Source organism: Pseudomonas mendocina, assembly GCF_003008615.1.
GTDB classification, from domain to species: Bacteria; Pseudomonadota; Gammaproteobacteria; order Pseudomonadales; family Pseudomonadaceae; genus Aquipseudomonas; species Aquipseudomonas mendocina_C.
The window spans coordinates 4527681-4546026 of record NZ_CP027657.1 but is presented as its reverse complement, the minus strand read 5'-3'; the positions used below and the strand labels follow the sequence as shown (position 1 = coordinate 4546026).

Genomic DNA, 18346 nt, shown 5'->3' with positions numbered 1-18346 from the left:
GCATCCGCACTTGTGGATGTACTGAAAAAGTCATCTATCGTCACTCCCGCGAAGGCGGGAGCCCAGATAATTCGCGGGTTCTGGATGCCCGCCTGTGCGGGCATGACAACTTTTCAGTGTTTCCCTAACGCATGGCTGACGCTTTCACCTCCTGGGTAACGCCCCAGCCATCCATCTTGCCGCCCAGCGGGACGACGATGGACTCCAGGTCATGTTCGAACTCGCCGATACCGGCATGGGTGGCGTACATCACCTTGCTGATTTGCAGGTGCCAGATACCGTCCTCGCGGGCGGATATCTGGGCGTTGAGCGACTCGCCGCGAAAGTTTCTGGCCGCCATTCTGGCCCGTTCTTCGTCGGGAAAGATGGCGTAGAACTCGATCGGGTGAAACTGGGCGAAGTCGAATCCCCCTTCTTTCATCCGACGCAGCACCGACGTGCTGGAGTCTTCGTGGAAGGCTGTGCTCATAAACGACCCCCTCTCAGGCTATGGATGGATTAACCGCTTTCCCAATGCGACCGCCCTTTGGACGGTGTCGCGGCTCCTACCAGGAAACCCTGAAAACGGCCTGCGTTTTCAGAGGCACCCAATTGGCGCCGCCCCGAGAATCGAGCAGGTGCTCGATGTGTCTACTGCAAGCGTATCGACGACTGCCCGGCAGAACACCGGGCTGAGAACCGTCACCTCAAGAGTAGCCGCTAAACGCGAGATTGGTGTCGTCCAGAAAGCCTTTGTGACAAAGCCGACGACCGGCGGCAATTGGCCAGCCTGAACGCCTCGCCCGAACTCATGGGCGACTGAGCCAGCCCATTAGCAACCTGTTGATCCAGCCAGGCGTGATCTGCCCAAGGGAAAACAGCAGCCCGAACTGCAGCCCCACCGGGCGATGCACGATGCTGGCGTGGGCCTGCTTCCAGGCCGCTTCGGCGATCTGCACAGCGTCCAGGCGCACGCCCAGACGACGCATCACTGGCGGACGCTGCGCCTGGCTGCGCACCATCGGCGTGTCGACGAATGGCGGCATCAGGTCACCCACGCGGATGCCGTATTCGCGCCATTCCAGCTCCAGCGCCTCGGTCAGGCCGCGTACGGCGAACTTGCTGGCCGAGTAACTGGCGAGCTGTGGCACGCCGTAGAGCCCCGAGGCCGAGCCCATGTTGATCACCTGCGCCTCTGGCGTTGCCTTGAGATAGGTGAATGCCGCATGGCAGAGGTTGAGCACGCCGAGCACATTGATCTGTACCAGGCGCGTGTGCTGCTCCAGTTCGATATCGGCGAAGGCACCGGTGCGCAGAATGCCCGCGCCGTTGAACAGCAGGCGCAACTGGCCGCCGCTCTGCGTGCAGAAGTCGGCCAGCGCGACTTTCACAGCCGCGGCATCGACTACATCCAGCGACGCATGCCAGGCACCGCCCAGTTCGGCGGCCAAGGCCTCCAGTGCCTTTTCATCAACATCCAGTAACCCGACCCGCCAGCCCCGCGCGTGAAACAGCCGCGCGGTGGCGGCGCCAATGCCCGATGCAGCGCCGCTGATGAGGATGTTGTTCATCACATGCCCCGCTCACGCAGAAAGGCCACCACGCGGGCAATGGCGTAATCCGCCGCACGCAACATACCGACGTGCGCCTGGAACACGTGCCACAGCCCCGGATAACGCTCCAGGCGCACGTTCACCCCGGCCGCCTTGGCGCGCTCGGCCAGGCGCAGGCTGTCGTTGAGCAACAACTCGTCCTCCCCCACCTGAATCAGTGTCGGTGGCAGGCGGCTGAGGTCGGCGAACACCGGCGACATGCCTGGGTCGTTGCGCGGCAGATCGGCCGGGCAATACAGCTCGGCAGCCTGTTCGATCCAGCTGGGGTGGATCAGCGGATCGCCGGCTGGCGGCTCGTGCATCTGTTCGCCAGTGAAATCGGTGGCCGGCGAGAAGCACACCAGCGCGGCGGGCGCCGGCAAGCCGAGCTCGATGAGGCGCAGGCAACCGACCAGGCTCAGGTTGCCGCCAGCCGAATCGCCACCAATGGCGATCTGCTGCGGTCGATAGCCCGCTTCCAGCAGCGCCTGGTAAGCCGCCACCACATCATCGCGCGCCGCCGGATAGGGATGCTCCGGCGCCAGGCGGTAATCCAGCGCGCAGACCTCCAGAGCACCGCGCTTAGCCAGACTGGCGCAGATGCCGCGGTGCGTATCCGGCCCACCGATCATGAAGGCGCCGCCGTGCAGGTAGAGCAGCACGCTGCCGTTGCTGGCAGGCGGTCGATGCCACTCGCAGGGGCGTCCGGCCAAGGTCGCAGCACTGCGGCTGACCCCGCGCGGCGTCAGAGTGATGGTGGTGAGTGCACGCAGCACCCGACGCTGCCCGGCCACCGGCATCGGCGGCCGCACCAGGCCGCGGAAGAACAGGCGCAGAAAGCCGCGCAACAGGCCGCGCAGCAGCATCTGCTCGGCAGCGGGGGCTTTGAAGTCAGCGGACGCAGTCATAGTCGGCAAGCTCCGGAGTACGGGTCATGAGGCGATAGGTGAAGGTGAAGCCCGGCCAGTTGTTGGTGTTCTTGCCGGTAGCGGTCTTGTACCAGCTGTCGCAGCCCTGTTCCCATATCGTTCGATGAGTCGCCTGTTGCAACTCGGTGTTGTAGAGCCGTTGCACCGCCGGGCGCAGGTCGAGGTAGCGCAGGCGCTGTTCGCGCAGCGCCTGCAGGCAGCCCAGCACATAGGCGTACTGGCTTTCCAACATATAGAGAATGGAGTTGTGGCCGAGGTTGGTGTTCGGCCCGTAGAGCAGGAACAGGTTGGGAAAGCCGCTGACACTGATGCCCTTGTAGGCCTCGGCGCCCTCCCTCCAGGCCTGGTTCAGCTCCAGCCCACCGAGGCCACGAATGCGCATCGGCGCGAGGAAGTCGGTGGCAGTGAAGCCGGTACCGTAGATCAGCACGTCGCAGGGATGCTCGCGGCCATCGGCGGTCACCAGCGAATGCTCGCGCACCTCGCGGATCGCCGCGTCGACGACCTCGACATTGGCCTGCGCCAGCGCCGGGAAGTAGTCGTTGCTGATCAGGATGCGCTTGCAGCCCATGGGATAGTCCGGCTGCAATTGCGCACGCTTGCCGGCATCGGGCATCTGCCGTTGCAGATGGCGGGTGAAGCTGTGGCGAAACAGACGCATCAGCCAGGGAAAGCGGATGAAGGCCAACGCCCGGCCCTCGTGATGCAGGTACTGCAGGAGGCGGTCGGCGCGCTGCCAAAGAGGCAAACGACGCTTCAGGGCCATCTCCCAAGCGCGGTAGGGACGATCCGGCTTGGCCAGTACATAGGCCGCCGAACGCTGGAAAAGGCTCAAGCTGGCGACCTTGGGCTGGATCTGCGGCACGAACTGGATCGCCGAAGCGCCGGTGCCAATCACCGCCACGCGTTTGCCGGTCAGATCGAGGTCATGGCGCCAGCGCGCCGAGTGAAAGGCCTCGCCACGGAAATGCGAAAGGCCGGGCAGTTTCGGGTAGGCCGGCCGATTGAGCTGGCCGCAGGCACTGACCAGCGCCTGTGCCTCGATTACCTCGCCTGCCGCCAGCTCGACACGCCAAATGCCGCGCTCGGCATCGAACTCAGCACCGAGCACTTCGCTGTTCAGGCGGATGTGTGGGCGCAGCCGGTGCTTTTCCACGCACTGCAGGATGTAGGCGTGGATTTCCGCCTGCGGCGCGAACTTGCGCGACCAGTCGTGCTTGGGCTCGAAGGAAAAGGAATACAGGTGCGAAGGCACATCGCAGGCGGCGCCCGGATAGCTGTTGTCGCGCCAGGTGCCGCCGACCTCGTCGGCCTTCTCCAGCAACAGGAAGTCGTCGTCACCGGCCTTACGCAACTGCATGGCCAGGCCCAGACCGGCAAAACCGCTGCCGATGATCAACACGCGCCAGGGCGCGTTCGTACGGGGGTTGTTATGCATTGTAGTAACCCGTTTATGGTGATGAGCTGATGCTACTTGCGTCCCCGCACTCAGGTTATGGCATAGTCGGCCATGATATTGTGATTTTCGGACAATCTATGTCAGCCCCCTGGCCCGCACGCCGTAGCATCATCAGCATTCAGTTGCTCACCCAACTCGGGCTCGACCTTGGCCTGAGCCTGGACAGCTGCCTGCAGAAGACAGGGCTCAGTCCAGTGCAGCTCGCCAGTCTGAACGGGGAGATCGAAGCGCAGCGCGAACTGCAGCTGATCGCCAATCTGATCGAGGCGCTACCGGCAATCGAAGACCTGGGCCTGCATGCCGGGCGGCGCTACCACCTGACCACCTATGGCGCCTGGGGTTACGCCATTCTCAGCAGCGCCACGGTGCGCCAGGCCGCCGAGCTAGGCTTGCGCTACCACGGCCTGACCTACGCTTTTACCCGTATCAGCCTGAGCGTGGATGACGCCGTCGCCAGCCTGAATTTCGACGACAGCCCCCTACCCCCGGCGCTGCATGACTTCATCGTGCAGCGCGACATGCTCGGTGCCCTGGTGGTCGTGCGCGAACTGCTCGGCAGTTCGCTGCAATTGCTGACCGTGGAACTGCGCCAAACTGCGCCGGCTGATCTGGCACCATTCATCGCCGCCTTCGGCCAGGTGCCGCGCTTCAGCGCGCCTTGCAATCGCATGGGCTTCGCCGCCGAGCTGCTGGACAACCCATTGCCACGCGCCAACCCGCAACTGGTCAGTGCCTGCGAGCAGCAATGCCAGGCATTGCTGGCGCGCCATCAGTGGCATCAGGGCCTGGCCGGGCGTGTGCGCCAGTTGCTGCTGCAATCGCCGGGGCAGCTCGCCGACATGGAGCAGGTCGCAGAGCGTCTTCACCTGAGCAGCCGTACCCTCAGGCGCCGCCTGATCGAGGAAGGCACCAGCTTTCGTGCGCTGCAGGACGAAGTACGCCAGGCGCTGGCCGAAGAGCTGCTGGCTGCCGGCGGCCTGAGCCTGGAGGAAATCGCCGAGCGCCTGGGTTATGGCGAGCTGTCCAATTTCATTCACGCTTTCAAACGCTGGAAAGGCATCACACCAGGGCGTTATCAACGGGAGGCGATGGTGTAGCCGTACGCGCGGGTGGACTGTTCGCTAACGCTCCTGAGCCCCCTACGAACTGTAGAGTCCCTGGTGCCCGCGGCGCACCCTACTTAGAGCCCATGCGCCTGGATCTTGGCCCTTCGATACGCGCTTCATGTAGGGTGTGCCATGCGCACCGAACACCCGCACAAAGGCAAGGTCTGTCGCAGTTTGAAAGTCATCTTCACGCTGACAACGCCCGAACGCCGCGCTAGGGTGCGAGCCATGAACATCATCACGCTGCTTCTGCCCTACCAACCGCCCTGGGACTGGCAACAGTTCCACAGCCACTTCGCCTTGCGTGCGATTCCTGGGCTGGAGTCATTGAGCGCGGACAGCTACAGCCGCGGCTTCAGCATCGACGGTACACCCGGCTGGTTTCGAGTTGCCCCGCTGCCGGAGCAGAACGCGCTGGAATTGCGCTGCCGCCTGGCAACGCCCGCCTATCTCGATCAGCTCGAACAACGCGTACGGCGCATGTTCGATCTCGACAGCGAACCGGAGTCGATTGCCCAGCACCTCAGCAGCGACGCGCTCCTCGCGCCGCTGCTGAGACGCAATCCCGGCCTGCGCCTGCCGGTGGCCTTCGATCCGTTCGAGCAGGCGGTGCGCGCCATCGTCGGCCAGCAGGTCACGGTCAAGGCTGCAGTCACCATCGTCGGGCGCTTGGTGCAGCGTGTCGGCACACGGATCGAAACGCCAGAAACACTGGGCATCAGCCATCTGTTTCCCTCGCCGCAAGCACTTGCCGAAGCTGATCTGGCAGGCATCGGTATGCCCGGCAAACGCGTGCAGTGCCTGCAGCACTTCGCCGCACGTATCGCCGATGGCAGCCTGAAGCTTGATCTGGAAGAAGGCAGCGCGGCACTGATCGAGCGATTGTGCGCCCTGCCCGGTATTGGCCCGTGGACAGCGGAATACATCGCCCTACGCGCGTTCGGTGAGGCAGACGCGTTTCCCGCCAGCGACCTGGGCCTGCTCAAGGCACCTGTCTGGGGAGTGGAAGGTATCGATGCGCGTCGTCTGAAAGCGCGCGCCGAAGCCTGGCGCCCGTGGCGCGCTTATGCGGCGGCGCATCTCTGGCACAACTATTCGGGAGGCTGAACCATGCACTACCGTTACCACGACAGTCCCATCGGCCCATTGTTTCTGGCGGCCGATGACAGCGGCCTGCAACTGCTGTTGATGGAACTGGATAGCCGGCCCTGGCGTATCGAGGAAGACTGGCAGCCCGCCGGCCGCCAGCTTGACGTCGTGTGCAGCCAGCTCGATGAGTACTTTGCCGGTAAGCGCCGTGAGTTCGAACTGCGCCTTGCGCCCAAGGGCACGGCCTTCCAGCAGGCGGTCTGGCAGGCGCTGCTGGCCATCCCATACGGCCGCACCTGCAGCTATTCGGAGCTGGCGAATGTCATTGGCAGGCCGCAGGCCGTGCGTGCGGTGGGAACGGCCAACGGCGCTAACCCGATCTCCATCATCGTGCCCTGCCATCGCGTGATCGGCCGCGACGGCAGCCTCACCGGCTATGCCGGCGGACTGCCACGCAAGCAGCAATTATTGGAACTCGAGGGTGTGTTGCAGCCAACGCAGACGCAACTGGCATTGTGAGCGAGATCTCCCCGAATTTCAGAGCGCAGATTAGGTCAGATCCTGACGTTGCCGCGCGGCCCCATCAGCGCCCAGATGATCAGACCGATCACCGGCAACAGCACGATCAGCAGAATCCAGAGAATCTTGATACCGGTCTCGGCGTTGCTCTTGACCACGTTGATGATTGCCCAGATATCCAGAGCAAGGATGATCAGGCCGACCAGGCCATTGAGGGTGGAACCCATGATGACACTCCTGTGAGAAGGGTTGCCTTCTTAGGATAGTCGCCGGCGGGAGTGGGTTCCCTTCAGATCAATCATCCAGTCGTGGAAAACGACTGGCAATATCGTCATCGGTGCGCACGGGGGATTCGTCACTGGCACTCAGGCGCACCACTAGCGCATGCGGCTCCTCCCCCAGGTCGAACCAGTAACGCGTGCAGGCCGGCAGCGACAACAGGTCGCCCTTCTCGCCCTGCAGCATGTAGACGTGGTCGTCGAGGTGCAGGCTGAGCTGGGCGAAGCCACCGAGGAACAACCAGGCGCTGGCCGTCGATTGCGACTGCTCATCCAGATGACGCGCACGCAATTCCAGCTTCTGCGGATGGTTGCGCTGCAGGTTGAACAACTCCTGCTGCACGTGGCCTTCCTTGCCCATGAACGCCTGCAGCCACAGGCCATAGGCTGCATCGAACTCGGCCTGCTCGCAGCCAGGGCGCAACGCAGCCGGCAGCTCCACCTGGCGATAGTCGATGCCCACCGCCGCCAGGGTGCTGGCGATGTCGTCGGCGTGGTTCAGTACCTTGTTCGGCAGTTCCGGAGCGGTGTGCAGGTAGACGGCGAGGCTGCTCATGACGGGTTCACTCGATTCAGGGCCGCTCGGGCGGCAGACGGGTGGCAATGATGAAGGCGGCCAGCAAGGCTACCAGACTGGCAATGGCAAACGTCCAGGCCGGGCCCAGGCTCTTCCAGCTATAACCGGCATACAGCGCGCCAAGCGCACCGCCGATCCCGGCCAGGCTGACATACAGCGCCTGGGCCTGGCCTTGTTGGCGGTCGGCGAAGCTGCGTTGCACGAAGTGGATGCACGCGGCATGGAAAGCACCGAAGGTGGCGGCGTGCATGCACTGCGCCAGCAGCAGCACCGGCAGGTACTGGGCCAGGTTACCCAGCAGAAGCCAGCGTACGGCGGTGATCAGGAAGCTGGCCAGCAACACCGCGCGCAGCGAGTAACGCTGCAGCAGCCGCGCCATGACCAGAAACAGCAGGATCTCCGCCACCACTCCCAGCGCCCAGAACAGGCCGATGGCGCCGCGGCTGTAGCCAATACCCTCAAGGTGCAGGGTCAGAAAGGTGTAGTACGGGCCGTTACTCAACTGCATCAGCCCGACGCTGAGGTAGAACGCGAGGATGCCGGGGCGGCGCAACTGGCGCAGAAATCCCTCAGGTTCCAGCGTGCTCGGGCGCAGCAATGGCTGCGCATTGGGCACCCAGAAACTGCTAACGACGATACCGGCCATGATCACCAGCAGCGCCGCCGGATAGGCATCCAGGCTCAGCCACTCGAACAGCAGGCCGAGGCCGACCACAGCGACGATGAAACCGATGCTGCCCCACAGGCGGATTTGACTGTAACGCGCCGCCTGCTCGCGCAGATGGGCCAGGGTGATGACCTCGAACTGCGGCAACACCGCATGCCAGAAGAAGGCGTGCGTGGCCATGATCAGCGCCAGCCAGGCATAGCTCTGGCTGAAGAAGATACCGGCGAAGCAGACCAGGGTGCACAACGCGCCGAAACGCACGATGAGCAGGCGCTGGCCGGTGTGATCGCCCAGCCAGCCCCACAGGTTGGGCGCCAGGCAGCGCATCAGCATGGGAATGGCGATCAGCTCGCCGATTCGCGCCGGGGCAAAGCCCAGATGGTCGAAGTACAGCGCCAGAAACGGCGCCGTACCCCCGAGCAGGGCGAAGTAGAAGAAGTAGAAGCCGGACAGCCGCCAGTACGGCAGGGCCGCGCGCGCCCAGGTCACAACTGCGGCAGCACCGGCGTGGTGACGCGCACGTCGGCGTTCTGCGCGCGATGACGCAGCAGGTGATCCATCAGCACGATGGCCATCATCGCCTCGGCGATTGGCGTGGCGCGGATGCCGACGCAGGGGTCGTGACGGCCCTTGGTGATCACGTCCACCGGGTTGCCGTCGACGTCGATGGAACGTCCCGGCGTGGTGATGCTGGAGGTCGGTTTGAGCGCCAGGTGAGCGACGATCGGCTGGCCGCTGGAAATGCCGCCGAGAATGCCGCCGGCGTTGTTGGAAAGGAAACCTTCCGGGGTCAGCTCGTCGCGGTGCTCGGTACCGCGCTGGGCGACACTGGCGAAGCCGGCGCCGATTTCCACGCCCTTGACCGCGTTGATGCTCATCAAGGCATGGGCCAGTTCGGCATCGAGGCGGTCGAAGATTGGCTCGCCGAGGCCCGGCATGACGCCTTCGGCGACCACGGTGATTTTCGCGCCGACCGAATCCTGGTCGCGGCGAAGCTGATCCATGTAGGCCTCCAGCTCCGGCACCTTGTCCGGATCGGGGCTGAAGAAGGCGTTCTCCTCCACCGAATCCCAGGTCTTGAACGGAATCTCGATGGGGCCGAGCTGGCTCATGTAGCCACGGATGACGATGCCCTGGCTGGCCAGGAACTTCTTGGCGATGGCGCCAGCGGCCACACGCATGGCGGTCTCGCGCGCCGAGCTGCGGCCACCACCACGGTAGTCGCGCAGGCCGTACTTGTGGTGGTAGGTGTAATCGGCATGGGCCGGGCGGAACAGATCCTTGATCGCCGAGTAGTCCTTGGACTTCTGGTCGGTGTTGCGGATCAGCAGGCCGATGGAGCAGCCGGTGGTCTTGCCCTCGAACACGCCAGAGAGGATTTCCACCTCGTCGGCTTCCTGGCGCTGCGTGGTGTGGCGGCTGGTGCCGGGCTTGCGGCGGTCGAGGTCGCGCTGCAGGTCTTCCAGAGAAATCTCGACACCGGGCGGGCAACCGTCGACGATGGCGACCAGCGCCGGGCCATGGCTTTCGCCAGCAGTGGTGACGGTGAACAGCTTGCCGTAGGTATTGCCGGACATGGGAAGACGCTCCGCGAAATTCAGCTCCGACCTGCCGCAGCGCAGGCCCGATTCACAAGGTGGGCGAGTATACCTGCCACCCACTTGCAGTTCACCCCGAACGGGCATTTCTAAAAACGTAGGCGAGGCAGTCAGCAAAATACCGATGGCGGCCCCGCAAAAAATAGGCGAGGAGCGACCGGAGTCGCGTTCGACTTTACAGGCTGTAAATGAGCATTTGAGCGTGTTTTCTAACGCAGTGATGACAACGCAGCTAGTTTTTAGAAGTGCCCGAACCTTGGTCAACCGAACGCGTCCAATGCCAGTCTGCCACTACCCTATCCTCATCATGCTACGAGCCCTGCTCTTGTCCCTCACTCTGATCACCGGCCTGGCCCAGGCCAGCACCACCCAGCAACTGCCCATCAGCCTCGACACCGACCAGGGCACCCTGTACGGCAGCCTGCTGCTACCGCAAAGCGACAAGCCGGTGCCGGTGGTGCTGCTGATCGCCGGCTCCGGGCCCACCGACCGCGATGGCAACAACCCCGAGGGCGGCCATAACGACGCACTGAAGAAGCTGGCGCAATTTCTGGCGCGCAATGGCATCGCCAGCCTGCGCTACGACAAGCGCGGCGTGGCGGCCAGCCGCGCCGCCACGCCAAACGAAAAGGATCTCAGCGTCGAGCGTTATGTGGCCGACGCCGAAGGCTGGGCCAGGCTACTCAGGAGGGATCCGCGCTTCGACCGTCTGATTCTAATCGGCCACAGCGAAGGCGCGCTGATCGCCAGCCTGGCAGCACCCGCCAGCCAGGCCGATGCATTGGTGTCCATCGCTGGCCCGGCCTACCCGATTGGCCAGGTGCTGGACATGCAACTGGCCATGCGCCTGCCGCCGCCGTTGCTGGACGAAAGCCGGCACATCCTCGCCAACCTGATCCGCGGCAAGCTGCAGCTCAAGGTGCCCAAGGAACTGCAAGCGATCTATCGCCCCAGCGTGCAGCCCTACCTGATCAGCCTGCTGCGCCAGAATCCGGCAGAAAACTTCGCCGCGCTGCAGATTCCCGCGCTGATCGTGCAAGGTACCCACGACGCCCAGGTCAGCCCGGACAACGCCGAGGTGCTCAAGCAGGCCAAGCCCGATGCCGAACTGGCGCTGATTCCTGAGATGAACCATGTCATGCGCATCACCCCCGCAGCGTGGAACGAACAGGTAGCCTCCTACAACGATCCGCAGCTACCCTTGGCCCGTGCACTGGGCGAACGGATCGTTGCCTTTATTCGCTCCAGTGCTGAGCAAAACGGTCGATAACAGATTGACGACACGATCAAGCACACAGGACGCCCATGAGCGAAAACCCAGCCCCGGAGGCGCAGGCCCCCGACGCCGAAGCAGTGGCAGGTGAAACACCTGCCGCGCCGCACCCCTGGACTGACCTGCCAGCCGAGCAGTTCAGCCTGCTGCGTCTGGCGCCGCTGCCGGTCGACCGGGAAACCGGGCCGAGACCGCTGCGTTTCGTCCAGCTCGGCCGGGTCGAGCGTCACGCCAAGGATCTGAGCCTGCTGCGCCTGACCATCCAGGTTCCGGGTCAGCGTCTACACCGGCAGAACAACCTGCTGGAGGTGTGGGCCGATCACCAGCGCAAGGAAGTCCGCTTCGGCCCGGACAAGGGCTTGAGCGTGGAGCCCGCCAATCGTGGCCTGGGGCGTTTTCTGATGGCTCAGGGCATTGCCTGGGCACGCCAGCAATACGCGCACTATCAGGTCGAGGGCGGCGCCCTGCCGACCAAGGACAACTTCAACGAAGCCGCCCGCGCCCGTCGTGACCACGCGCTGAAGGCGCAGGGCTTCACCATCGAGTACAGCGACCCATTGCAGCTCAAACCCTTCTACAGCGCACCGCGGGTCAGCTCGCTGCATGGCGACTGGCATGCCGAGAAGGTACAGATCATCGAGTTGCTGGATGCCGCCGCGATGCTGCAACAGGCCGACCAGAACCTGCAGGAGCAGGACGTCAAGCTACGCAAGCTGGAAGACCGGGTCGAACGCTTCAAGCGCGAGGACAGCGGTCTGCGTTTCACTATCACCTGTCTGGTGGCATTCAGCCTGTTTCAGGCGGGATTGCTGATCTGGATCGCCACACGCTAAAGGCCCTTGGTGCGCGCGGCGCATATCCTACGTCAGCCGCAACTCCAGTAGGGTGCGACGTGCGCACCGGGGAATCAGCCATTGATACGCGAACGAAACAAGGCCTGATGCTCACGGCACTGCTTGGCCGCCAACAGGAATACGCCATGACCACCGTGCTTGAACTCCAGCCAGGTGAAATCCACCTCGGGGTATAGAGCCTGCACGTGCACCTGGCTGTTGCCCACCTCGACGATCAACACACCACGCTCGGTGAGGTGATCGGCGGCTTCGGCCAGCATGCGCCGTACCAGATCCAGACCATCATCGCCACAGGCCAGGCCCATGGCCGGTTCGTGCTGGTATTCGGCCGGCATCTCGGCGAAGTCCTCGGCATCGACATAAGGCGGGTTGGAGACGATCAGGTCGAAACGCTGCCCCGGCAGTTCGGCAAAACCATCGCCCTGCACGCAATACACGCGCTCTTCCAGACCATGACGCTCGATATTGAGACTCGCCACCTCCAGTGCATCGAACGACAGATCGGCCAGCACCACCTCGGCTTCGGGAAATTCATAGGCGCAGGCGATGCCGATGCAACCGGAGCCGGTACACAGGTCGAGAATGCGCGCCGGTTCGCTCGGCAGCCAAGGGGCGAAATGGCGGTCGATCAGTTCGGCAATCGGCGAACGCGGCACCAGCACACGCTCATCGACCACGAAAGGCAGGCCGCAGAACCAGGCTTCGCCCAGCAGATAAGCGGTGGGGACACGCTCTTCGATACGACGCTTGAGCAGCGCCTGCAGGTGAGCGTGCTCGTCGTCCTCCAGGCGGCAGTCGAGGTAGGCGTCAGAGATTTCCCAAGGCAGGTGCAGGGCACCGAGCACCAGTTGGCGCGCCTCATCCCAGGCGTTGTCGGTGCCGTGGCCAAAGAACAGTTGCTCGGCCTGAAAGCGGCTGACGGCCCAACGGATGTAGTCACGCAGGGTGCGTAAACGGGTAGTGAGAGCAGTCACGGGCGGCCTCCGGGTGAAAAGTGCGGAAGTGTAGCCCAGCGCGACAGAAGACACATGAAGCAGGTGGCAATCAATGTTCTGGTCGTGTCGGATCAGTCGCCATCCTTGCCCGGACGGCGCAGCTCACGCAGCACGGCAATCGCGACGATGATGGAAAACAGTAGCCAGAAGAACGGGGAAAACTGCGGCAAGAACGACATGAGCAACTCCTTTTGCGTACGACTCCGAGCCCTTCGAAGTGGTTCCGATTCTGCTCCGGCAGGGGTGCCTGAGCAAGGAATGGCGCAATAGAGGTTCACAGACTGCGCTGGCAAGGGGACAATGGCACATCATCACCATCAGCCAGGAGCCCGAGATGTCCCATCCGCAAACCATGTTCCAGCTAACCGGTCGTGGCCACGCACCGGCCAGCCTGAGCAATGCGACCCTGCTGATCATCGATGCCCAGGAAGAGTACCGCAGCGGCGTGCTTGCGCTCCCTGGTCTGGATCCTGCGCTGGCGGAAATTGCCAGCCTGCTGGCCGCCGCACGCAGCGCCGGCACCGCCATCGTTCACGTCAAGCACCTGGGTATCCCTGGCGGCCTGCTCGATCCCAGCGGCCCGCGCGGCCGTCACCTGCCGGAAGTCGCACCGCTACCGGGCGAGATCGTGGTGGAGAAACGCCTGCCCAACGCCTTCGCCGGTACCGAGCTGCATGACCGCCTGCAGGCGCTGGGGCACCTCGACCTGATCGTATGCGGCTTCATGACCCACTCCAGCGTCAGCACCACGGTTCGTGCCGCCAAGGACTATGGTTATCGCTGCACCATCGTCGATGCTGCCTGCGCCACCCGCGATCTGCCAACCCCAGATGGTGAGGTGATCACCGCAGCGGAGGTGCATCGCATCGAGATGATCGCCCTGGCCGACAACTTCGCCACTCGTGTGCCACAAGCCAAATCGCTGATCTGACGTTCATCACAACAACGGCCGAAGGTGCGGAACCCCAAACAGACTCACCGGTCATACCGCCGATAACCAAAAGGAAATCGGAATGAAGCTGTCCGACGATTTCGACGCACGCCGCCTGCGTCCACGCCAGTCCGGGAACTGGCGTTTACGCCTGGGCGCAGCCCTGGGAGCGCTGCTGGCTGCCTTCGGCATTCTGCTGTCGATGGCGGGTATCGCTTCGCTAGCCGGACGTGCTCCGGTGCTCGGCACGCTCGGCGACTCCAACGGCGAAGCCATCGCCCTGCTCTCGATCGGCCTCGTGCTGCTCTGGCTTGGCATCGTCTTCTGGCGGCGCTGCCGCAGACGCCTGCGCCGACCAAGCGACCTGAGCCTGTCGCCTCATCTGATGAAAAAGCGCGACTGAAAGGCCATAAGCAAGGGTAAAAATAGCCAGGAGCCTTCACCGTCGCGCAGCGACGGCCCGCAGGGTGGCCGGCAGGGGCTGCAGGCCATAAAATACCCGCCTGTTTCGCGGAGCCACCGATGCAAGACGACGACCTTTCCCTGTTCCAGGCCGAGCTGCGCGGCGTCAAGCCGCTCAAGCACGACCGCGCCGACACCGGCAAACCCAAGACCGACCGCAAGCAGTTCACCACCCTGCGCCAAGCTGCGACCATCAGCCAGGGCGAGATCAAGGTGGACGGGCTGTCCGACCAGTTCGTCATCGACGTCGGCGCCGAAGACCCGCTGTACTGGGCCGGCAACGGCGTGCAGGATGGCCAGATGCGCAAGCTCAAGCTCGGCCAAATTGCCTTCGAGGGCAGCCTCGACCTGCACGGCATGAGCGTCGAGAAAGCGCGCGACACCCTGTGGGAGTTTCTCGCCGAAGCCACCAAGCTGGAGATTCGCTGCGTGCGCGTCACCCACGGCAAGGCGGTGCGCATGGATGGCCGCAAACCGATGATCAAGAGCCACGTCAACACCTGGCTGCGCCAGCACCCACAGGTACTGGGCTTCACCTCCTGCCTGGCCAAGCACGGCGGCACTGGTGCGGTGTACATCATCCTCAAACGCACCATGATGGATGGTCGCGACGAATAAGCGCAGACCTGGCGCACTTGTCAGGCCGACATCGGCGCCCTACCCTGCCGCCCACTCGATACCCAACAGGATTTTCCATGTCCCTGGAACAACACTACACCGCAATCCTTGGCCAGCTTGGTGAGGACGTTTCCCGCGAAGGCCTGCTGGACACGCCCAAGCGCGCCGCCAAGGCCATGCAGTATCTCTGCCGCGGCTATCAGCAGACGCTGGAAGAAGTCACCAATGGCGCGCTGTTCAGCTCCGACAACAGCGAAATGGTGCTGGTGAAGAACATCGAGCTGTACTCGCTGTGCGAGCACCACCTGCTGCCGTTCATCGGCAAGGCGCATGTCGCCTACATTCCCAACGGCAAGGTGCTGGGGCTGTCCAAGGTGGCGCGCATCGTCGACATGTTCGCCCGTCGCCTGCAGATCCAGGAAAACCTCAGCCGGCAGATCGCCGAGGCGGTCGAGCAGGTAACCGGCGCCCTCGGCGTGGCGGTGGTCATCGAGGCCCAGCACATGTGCATGATGATGCGCGGCGTAGAGAAGCAGAACTCCTCCATGGTCACCTCGGTGATGCTCGGCGAATTCCGCAACAACCCGGCGACTCGTGGCGAGTTTCTTAATCTGATTCGCTAACAGGCCGTTGAAAAACTACCTGCTGAGCCAAGCCCATCGACGACGGCCGTTCACTGCAGCGAACGGCCGTCGCTATTTTTAGGAGTGAAAACCATGTTGCTCAAAGCCCTTCGTATCGGCCTGGGCCAGATCGTCGTGTTCGCCGATTGGATCAGCCGTCCGCGCAAACTCAAACGCAGCCCAGAGGCCCAGGCCGAAGTGCAACGCGCCACGTCCGACCTGGCGCTGTACCAGTTCCACGCCTGCCCGTTCTGCGTCAAGGTACGGCGCAGCCTGCATCGTCTGAACCTGCCGGTGGAATTGCGCGACGCCAAGAACGATGCCGGGCATCGTCAAGCGCTGGAGCAGCAAGGCGGCCGCATCAAGGTGCCCTGCCTGCGTATCGAGGAGAACGGCCAGAGCACCTGGCTGTATGAATCGAAGGCTATCATCGCCTACCTGGATCAGCGCTTCGCGGGCTGAACTGCATCCAGACGGGCGTAGGAGTGGACTGCGGTGCGCGCGGCGCATCCTACGCGAGGTGCGCCGCGACGGGTATTACTGCTGCAGTTCCTGCTCGGTGAACAGGCCGTCGAACAGCATCGAGGTCAGGTAGCGTTCGCCGGAGTCCGGGAGGATCACCACGATGGTCTTGCCCTGCATTTCCGGCTTCTCGGCCAACCGCACCGCCGCTACCATCGCCGCGCCGCAGGAAATGCCGCAGAGGATGCCTTCCTCGCGCATCAGGCGCAGGGCCATGGCCTTGGAGTCCTCATCGGCCACTTGCTCGACCTGATCGACGATGGAGAGATCGAGGTTCTTCGGTACGAAGCCTGCACCGATACCCTGGATCTTGTGCGGCGCCGGCTTGACCTCATCACCAGCAAGGGTCTGGCTGATCACCGGAGAGCTCACCGGCTCCACCGCCACCGAGAGAATCGGCTTGCCCTGGGTCTTCTTGATGTAGCGCGAGACACCCGTGATGGTACCGCCGGTGCCGACGCCGGCCACCAGCACATCGATGGCGCCTTCAGTGTCGCGCCAGATTTCCGGGCCGGTGGTCTTTTCATGAATGGCCGGATTGGCCGGGTTCTCGAACTGCTGCGGCAGGTAATAGTCCGGGTTGGCGGCAGCCAGTTCGCTGGCCTTTTCGATAGCGCCTTTCATGCCCTTGGCCGGCTCGGTCAGCACCAGTTCGGCACCAAGCGCCTTGAGCACCTTGCGTCGCTCCAGACTCATCGAGGCCGGCATGGTCAGCACCAGCTTGTAGCCGCGTGCGGCGGCGACGAAGGCCAGACCGATGCCGGTGTTACCGGAAGTCGGCTCGACGATGGTCATGCCCGGCTTGAGCACACCGCGCTCCTCGGCATCCCAGATCATGTTGGCGCCGATACGGCACTTGACCGAGTAAGCCGGGTTGCGGCCTTCGATCTTGGCCAGGATGGTCACGCCTTTCGGCCCCAGACGATTGATCATCACCAGCGGCGTGTTGCCGATGGCTTGGGAGTTGTCAGCGAAAATGCGGCTCATGGTGTATCGGTTCCTTGTCATGAGGGAGCCAGTCAGCCTATGCCTGATCCCCCTATGCGTCCAGCATCGATAGGTCGAACTATGCTCTGGCCAGCACAGTCCACTGACCAGGATCAAGCCTGACGGATACGCCCAATGAAACGCCGCTACAGTCTGCCGCTATGGATCTGCCTCAGCCTGCTCGCCCTGTTGCTGCTACTGCACATTGCCCTGCCCTACGTGATCCGCGACTACCTCAACGACAAGCTCGCCGACATGGGCGACTACCGTGGCCAGATCGAGGATGTCGACCTGGCCCTGTGGCGCGGCGCCTACCGCATCAATGGGCTGAGCATCGTCAAGGATGAACGCAATGTGCCGGTGCCTTTCGTCAACGCGCCGCGGATCGACATCGCGCTAAGCGGGGCCGACCTCTGGCGCAAGCGCGCCGTGGTGGCCAAAGTGGTATTCGAGAAACCCGAAGTGAACTTCGTCGACGGTGAAGGAAGCGACGATAGCCAGACCGGTGAAGGCGTGGACTGGCGCGAGCAATTGAACAAGCTGCTGCCGATCACCCTCAATGAAGTGCGCGTAATCGACGGTACGCTGGGCTTCTACAATTTCAACGCCTCACCACCGGTGAAGATCCAGGCCAACGCCATCGAAGCCAGTCTCTACAACCTGACCAACGTGGCCGATGAGCAAGGTAATCGCGTTGCCCGTTTCGAAGGCACCGCCCAACTGCTCGGCCATGCGCCGCTGGAGGCCTCGGCGGTATTCGATCCCTTCCACAACTTCGAAGATTTCGAGTTCCGCGTACGCGCCACCAACATCCAGCTGCCCCGGCTCAACGACCTGGCCAATGCCTACGGCAAGTTCGACTTCAAGAGCGGCAATGGCGATCTGGTGGTCGAAGCATCTGCCGAGGACGCCCAGCTCAGCGGCTATATCAAGCCGCTGCTGCGCAATGTCGAAGTATTCGACTGGCAGCAGGATGTGGAGAACCAGGACAAGGGTTTCTTCCGCTCGATATGGGAAGCCCTGGTTGGCGGCAGCGAGAAACTGCTGAAGAACCAGCGTCAGGATCAGATCGCCACCCGTGTTGAGCTCAGCGGCAGCACGCGACAGCAGAACATCAGTGCCTTCCAGGCCTTCATCGGCATCCTGCGCAACGGCTTCGTCGAGGCCTTCACACCTCGCTACGAACGGCCGCCCCCTCAGCAAGACGGTCGTTAGCGTGTAGTCGAGATCAGCAGTGACCGCCCATTCAGTGACTGAATACTGCGTCTGCGTTCACAGCCACCGGAGC

21 protein-coding genes are annotated in these 18346 nt (G+C 63.3%); 11 read left to right on the top strand and 10 right to left on the bottom strand.

What is annotated here, in order from left to right; all coding sequences use genetic code 11:
* Positions 1-124 precede the first annotated feature (124 nt).
* The 4 genes from C7A17_RS21050 to C7A17_RS21035 all read right to left on the bottom strand — a co-directional run bounded on the left by C7A17_RS21050 (position 125) and on the right by C7A17_RS21035 (position 3938).
* A complete protein-coding gene (locus tag C7A17_RS21050; RefSeq protein WP_061242478.1) occupies positions 125-469 on the bottom strand; it encodes a ribonuclease E inhibitor RraB in 345 nt (114 codons plus the stop codon).
* 319 nt (positions 470-788) lie between these two features.
* On the bottom strand, positions 789-1550 hold the full coding sequence (locus tag C7A17_RS21045) for an SDR family oxidoreductase (protein WP_106740091.1): 762 nt from the start codon (positions 1548-1550) through the stop codon (positions 789-791).
* Positions 1550-2479, bottom strand: a complete 930-nt coding sequence (locus C7A17_RS21040; RefSeq protein ID WP_106740088.1) for an alpha/beta hydrolase — start codon at positions 2477-2479, stop codon at positions 1550-1552. The genes C7A17_RS21045 and C7A17_RS21040 overlap by 1 nt, the downstream gene beginning before the upstream one ends.
* Positions 2463-3938: a flavin-containing monooxygenase gene (locus C7A17_RS21035; protein ID WP_199796351.1), complete on the bottom strand. Its 1476-nt coding sequence runs from the start codon at positions 3936-3938 to the stop codon at positions 2463-2465. The genes C7A17_RS21040 and C7A17_RS21035 overlap by 17 nt, the downstream gene beginning before the upstream one ends.
* Positions 3939-4036: 98 nt before the next feature.
* Between C7A17_RS21035 and C7A17_RS21030 the strand changes: the two genes are divergently transcribed.
* The 3 genes from C7A17_RS21030 to C7A17_RS21020 all read left to right on the top strand — a co-directional run bounded on the left by C7A17_RS21030 (position 4037) and on the right by C7A17_RS21020 (position 6673).
* Complete coding sequence (locus tag C7A17_RS21030) at positions 4037-5056, top strand: AraC family transcriptional regulator (RefSeq protein WP_199796350.1); 1020 nt, start codon at positions 4037-4039, stop codon at positions 5054-5056.
* Between the two features lie 237 nt (positions 5057-5293).
* Positions 5294-6172: a DNA-3-methyladenine glycosylase family protein gene (locus C7A17_RS21025; protein WP_106740083.1), complete on the top strand. Its 879-nt coding sequence runs from the start codon at positions 5294-5296 to the stop codon at positions 6170-6172.
* Between the two features lie 3 nt (positions 6173-6175).
* Positions 6176-6673: a methylated-DNA--[protein]-cysteine S-methyltransferase gene (locus C7A17_RS21020; RefSeq protein WP_106740081.1), complete on the top strand. Its 498-nt coding sequence runs from the start codon at positions 6176-6178 to the stop codon at positions 6671-6673.
* 35 nt (positions 6674-6708) lie between these two features.
* On the opposite strand, the gene C7A17_RS21015 is transcribed toward C7A17_RS21020, so the two are convergent.
* The 4 genes from C7A17_RS21015 to aroC all read right to left on the bottom strand — a co-directional run bounded on the left by C7A17_RS21015 (position 6709) and on the right by aroC (position 9772).
* Positions 6709-6900, bottom strand: coding sequence for a PLDc N-terminal domain-containing protein (locus C7A17_RS21015; protein WP_106740079.1), 192 nt, complete (start codon positions 6898-6900; stop codon positions 6709-6711).
* 67 nt (positions 6901-6967) lie between these two features.
* The gene (locus C7A17_RS21010) at positions 6968-7507 is read right to left on the bottom strand and encodes a cupin domain-containing protein (protein ID WP_106740077.1); all 540 of its coding nucleotides are present in this window, start codon (positions 7505-7507) and stop codon (positions 6968-6970) included.
* 16 nt (positions 7508-7523) lie between these two features.
* The gene (locus tag C7A17_RS21005) at positions 7524-8684 is read right to left on the bottom strand and encodes an MFS transporter (protein ID WP_106740075.1); all 1161 of its coding nucleotides are present in this window, start codon (positions 8682-8684) and stop codon (positions 7524-7526) included.
* Entirely contained in the window at positions 8681-9772 is a 1092-nt protein-coding gene (gene aroC / locus C7A17_RS21000) for a chorismate synthase (protein WP_106740072.1), read from the bottom strand. Before aroC ends, C7A17_RS21005 begins: the two co-directional genes overlap by 4 nt.
* 298 nt (positions 9773-10070) lie before the next feature.
* Here aroC and C7A17_RS20995 point away from each other — a divergent pair, with 298 nt between their 5' ends.
* On the top strand, positions 10071-11063 hold the full coding sequence (locus C7A17_RS20995; protein WP_106740070.1) for an alpha/beta hydrolase: 993 nt from the start codon (positions 10071-10073) through the stop codon (positions 11061-11063).
* Positions 11064-11098: 35 nt separating this feature from the next.
* Complete coding sequence (locus C7A17_RS20990) at positions 11099-11899, top strand: hypothetical protein (RefSeq protein WP_106740067.1); 801 nt, start codon at positions 11099-11101, stop codon at positions 11897-11899.
* 74 nt (positions 11900-11973) lie between these two features.
* Here the strand turns inward: C7A17_RS20990 and prmB are convergent, their stop codons facing one another.
* Entirely contained in the window at positions 11974-12894 is a 921-nt protein-coding gene (prmB, locus tag C7A17_RS20985) for a 50S ribosomal protein L3 N(5)-glutamine methyltransferase (RefSeq protein ID WP_106740065.1), read from the bottom strand.
* Between the two features lie 355 nt (positions 12895-13249).
* On the opposite strand from prmB, the gene C7A17_RS20980 reads away from it, so the two are divergent.
* The 5 genes from C7A17_RS20980 (at position 13250) to C7A17_RS20960 (ending at position 16011) form a co-directional block, all read left to right on the top strand.
* On the top strand, positions 13250-13846 hold the full coding sequence (locus C7A17_RS20980) for a cysteine hydrolase family protein (RefSeq protein ID WP_106740063.1): 597 nt from the start codon (positions 13250-13252) through the stop codon (positions 13844-13846).
* A gap of 82 nt (positions 13847-13928) precedes the next feature.
* Positions 13929-14249, top strand: coding sequence for a hypothetical protein (locus C7A17_RS20975; RefSeq protein ID WP_106740060.1), 321 nt, complete (start codon positions 13929-13931; stop codon positions 14247-14249).
* A 119-nt stretch (positions 14250-14368) separates the two neighbouring features.
* Positions 14369-14926, top strand: coding sequence for a Smr/MutS family protein (locus tag C7A17_RS20970; protein WP_106740058.1), 558 nt, complete (start codon positions 14369-14371; stop codon positions 14924-14926).
* 77 nt (positions 14927-15003) lie between these two features.
* On the top strand, positions 15004-15549 hold the full coding sequence (folE, locus tag C7A17_RS20965) for a GTP cyclohydrolase I FolE (protein ID WP_106740055.1): 546 nt from the start codon (positions 15004-15006) through the stop codon (positions 15547-15549).
* A 93-nt stretch (positions 15550-15642) separates the two neighbouring features.
* Positions 15643-16011 carry a glutathione S-transferase N-terminal domain-containing protein gene (locus C7A17_RS20960; protein ID WP_106740053.1) on the top strand — a complete coding sequence of 123 codons (369 nt, stop codon included), beginning with the start codon at positions 15643-15645 and terminating at the stop codon, positions 16009-16011.
* Between the two features lie 75 nt (positions 16012-16086).
* Here the strand turns inward: C7A17_RS20960 and cysK are convergent, their stop codons facing one another.
* The gene (cysK, locus tag C7A17_RS20955) at positions 16087-17058 is read right to left on the bottom strand and encodes a cysteine synthase A (protein ID WP_106740051.1); all 972 of its coding nucleotides are present in this window, start codon (positions 17056-17058) and stop codon (positions 16087-16089) included.
* 135 nt (positions 17059-17193) lie between these two features.
* On the opposite strand from cysK, the gene C7A17_RS20950 reads away from it, so the two are divergent.
* Positions 17194-18273: a DUF748 domain-containing protein gene (locus C7A17_RS20950; protein ID WP_106740048.1), complete on the top strand. Its 1080-nt coding sequence runs from the start codon at positions 17194-17196 to the stop codon at positions 18271-18273.
* The last annotated feature ends 73 nt before the right edge of the window (positions 18274-18346 follow it).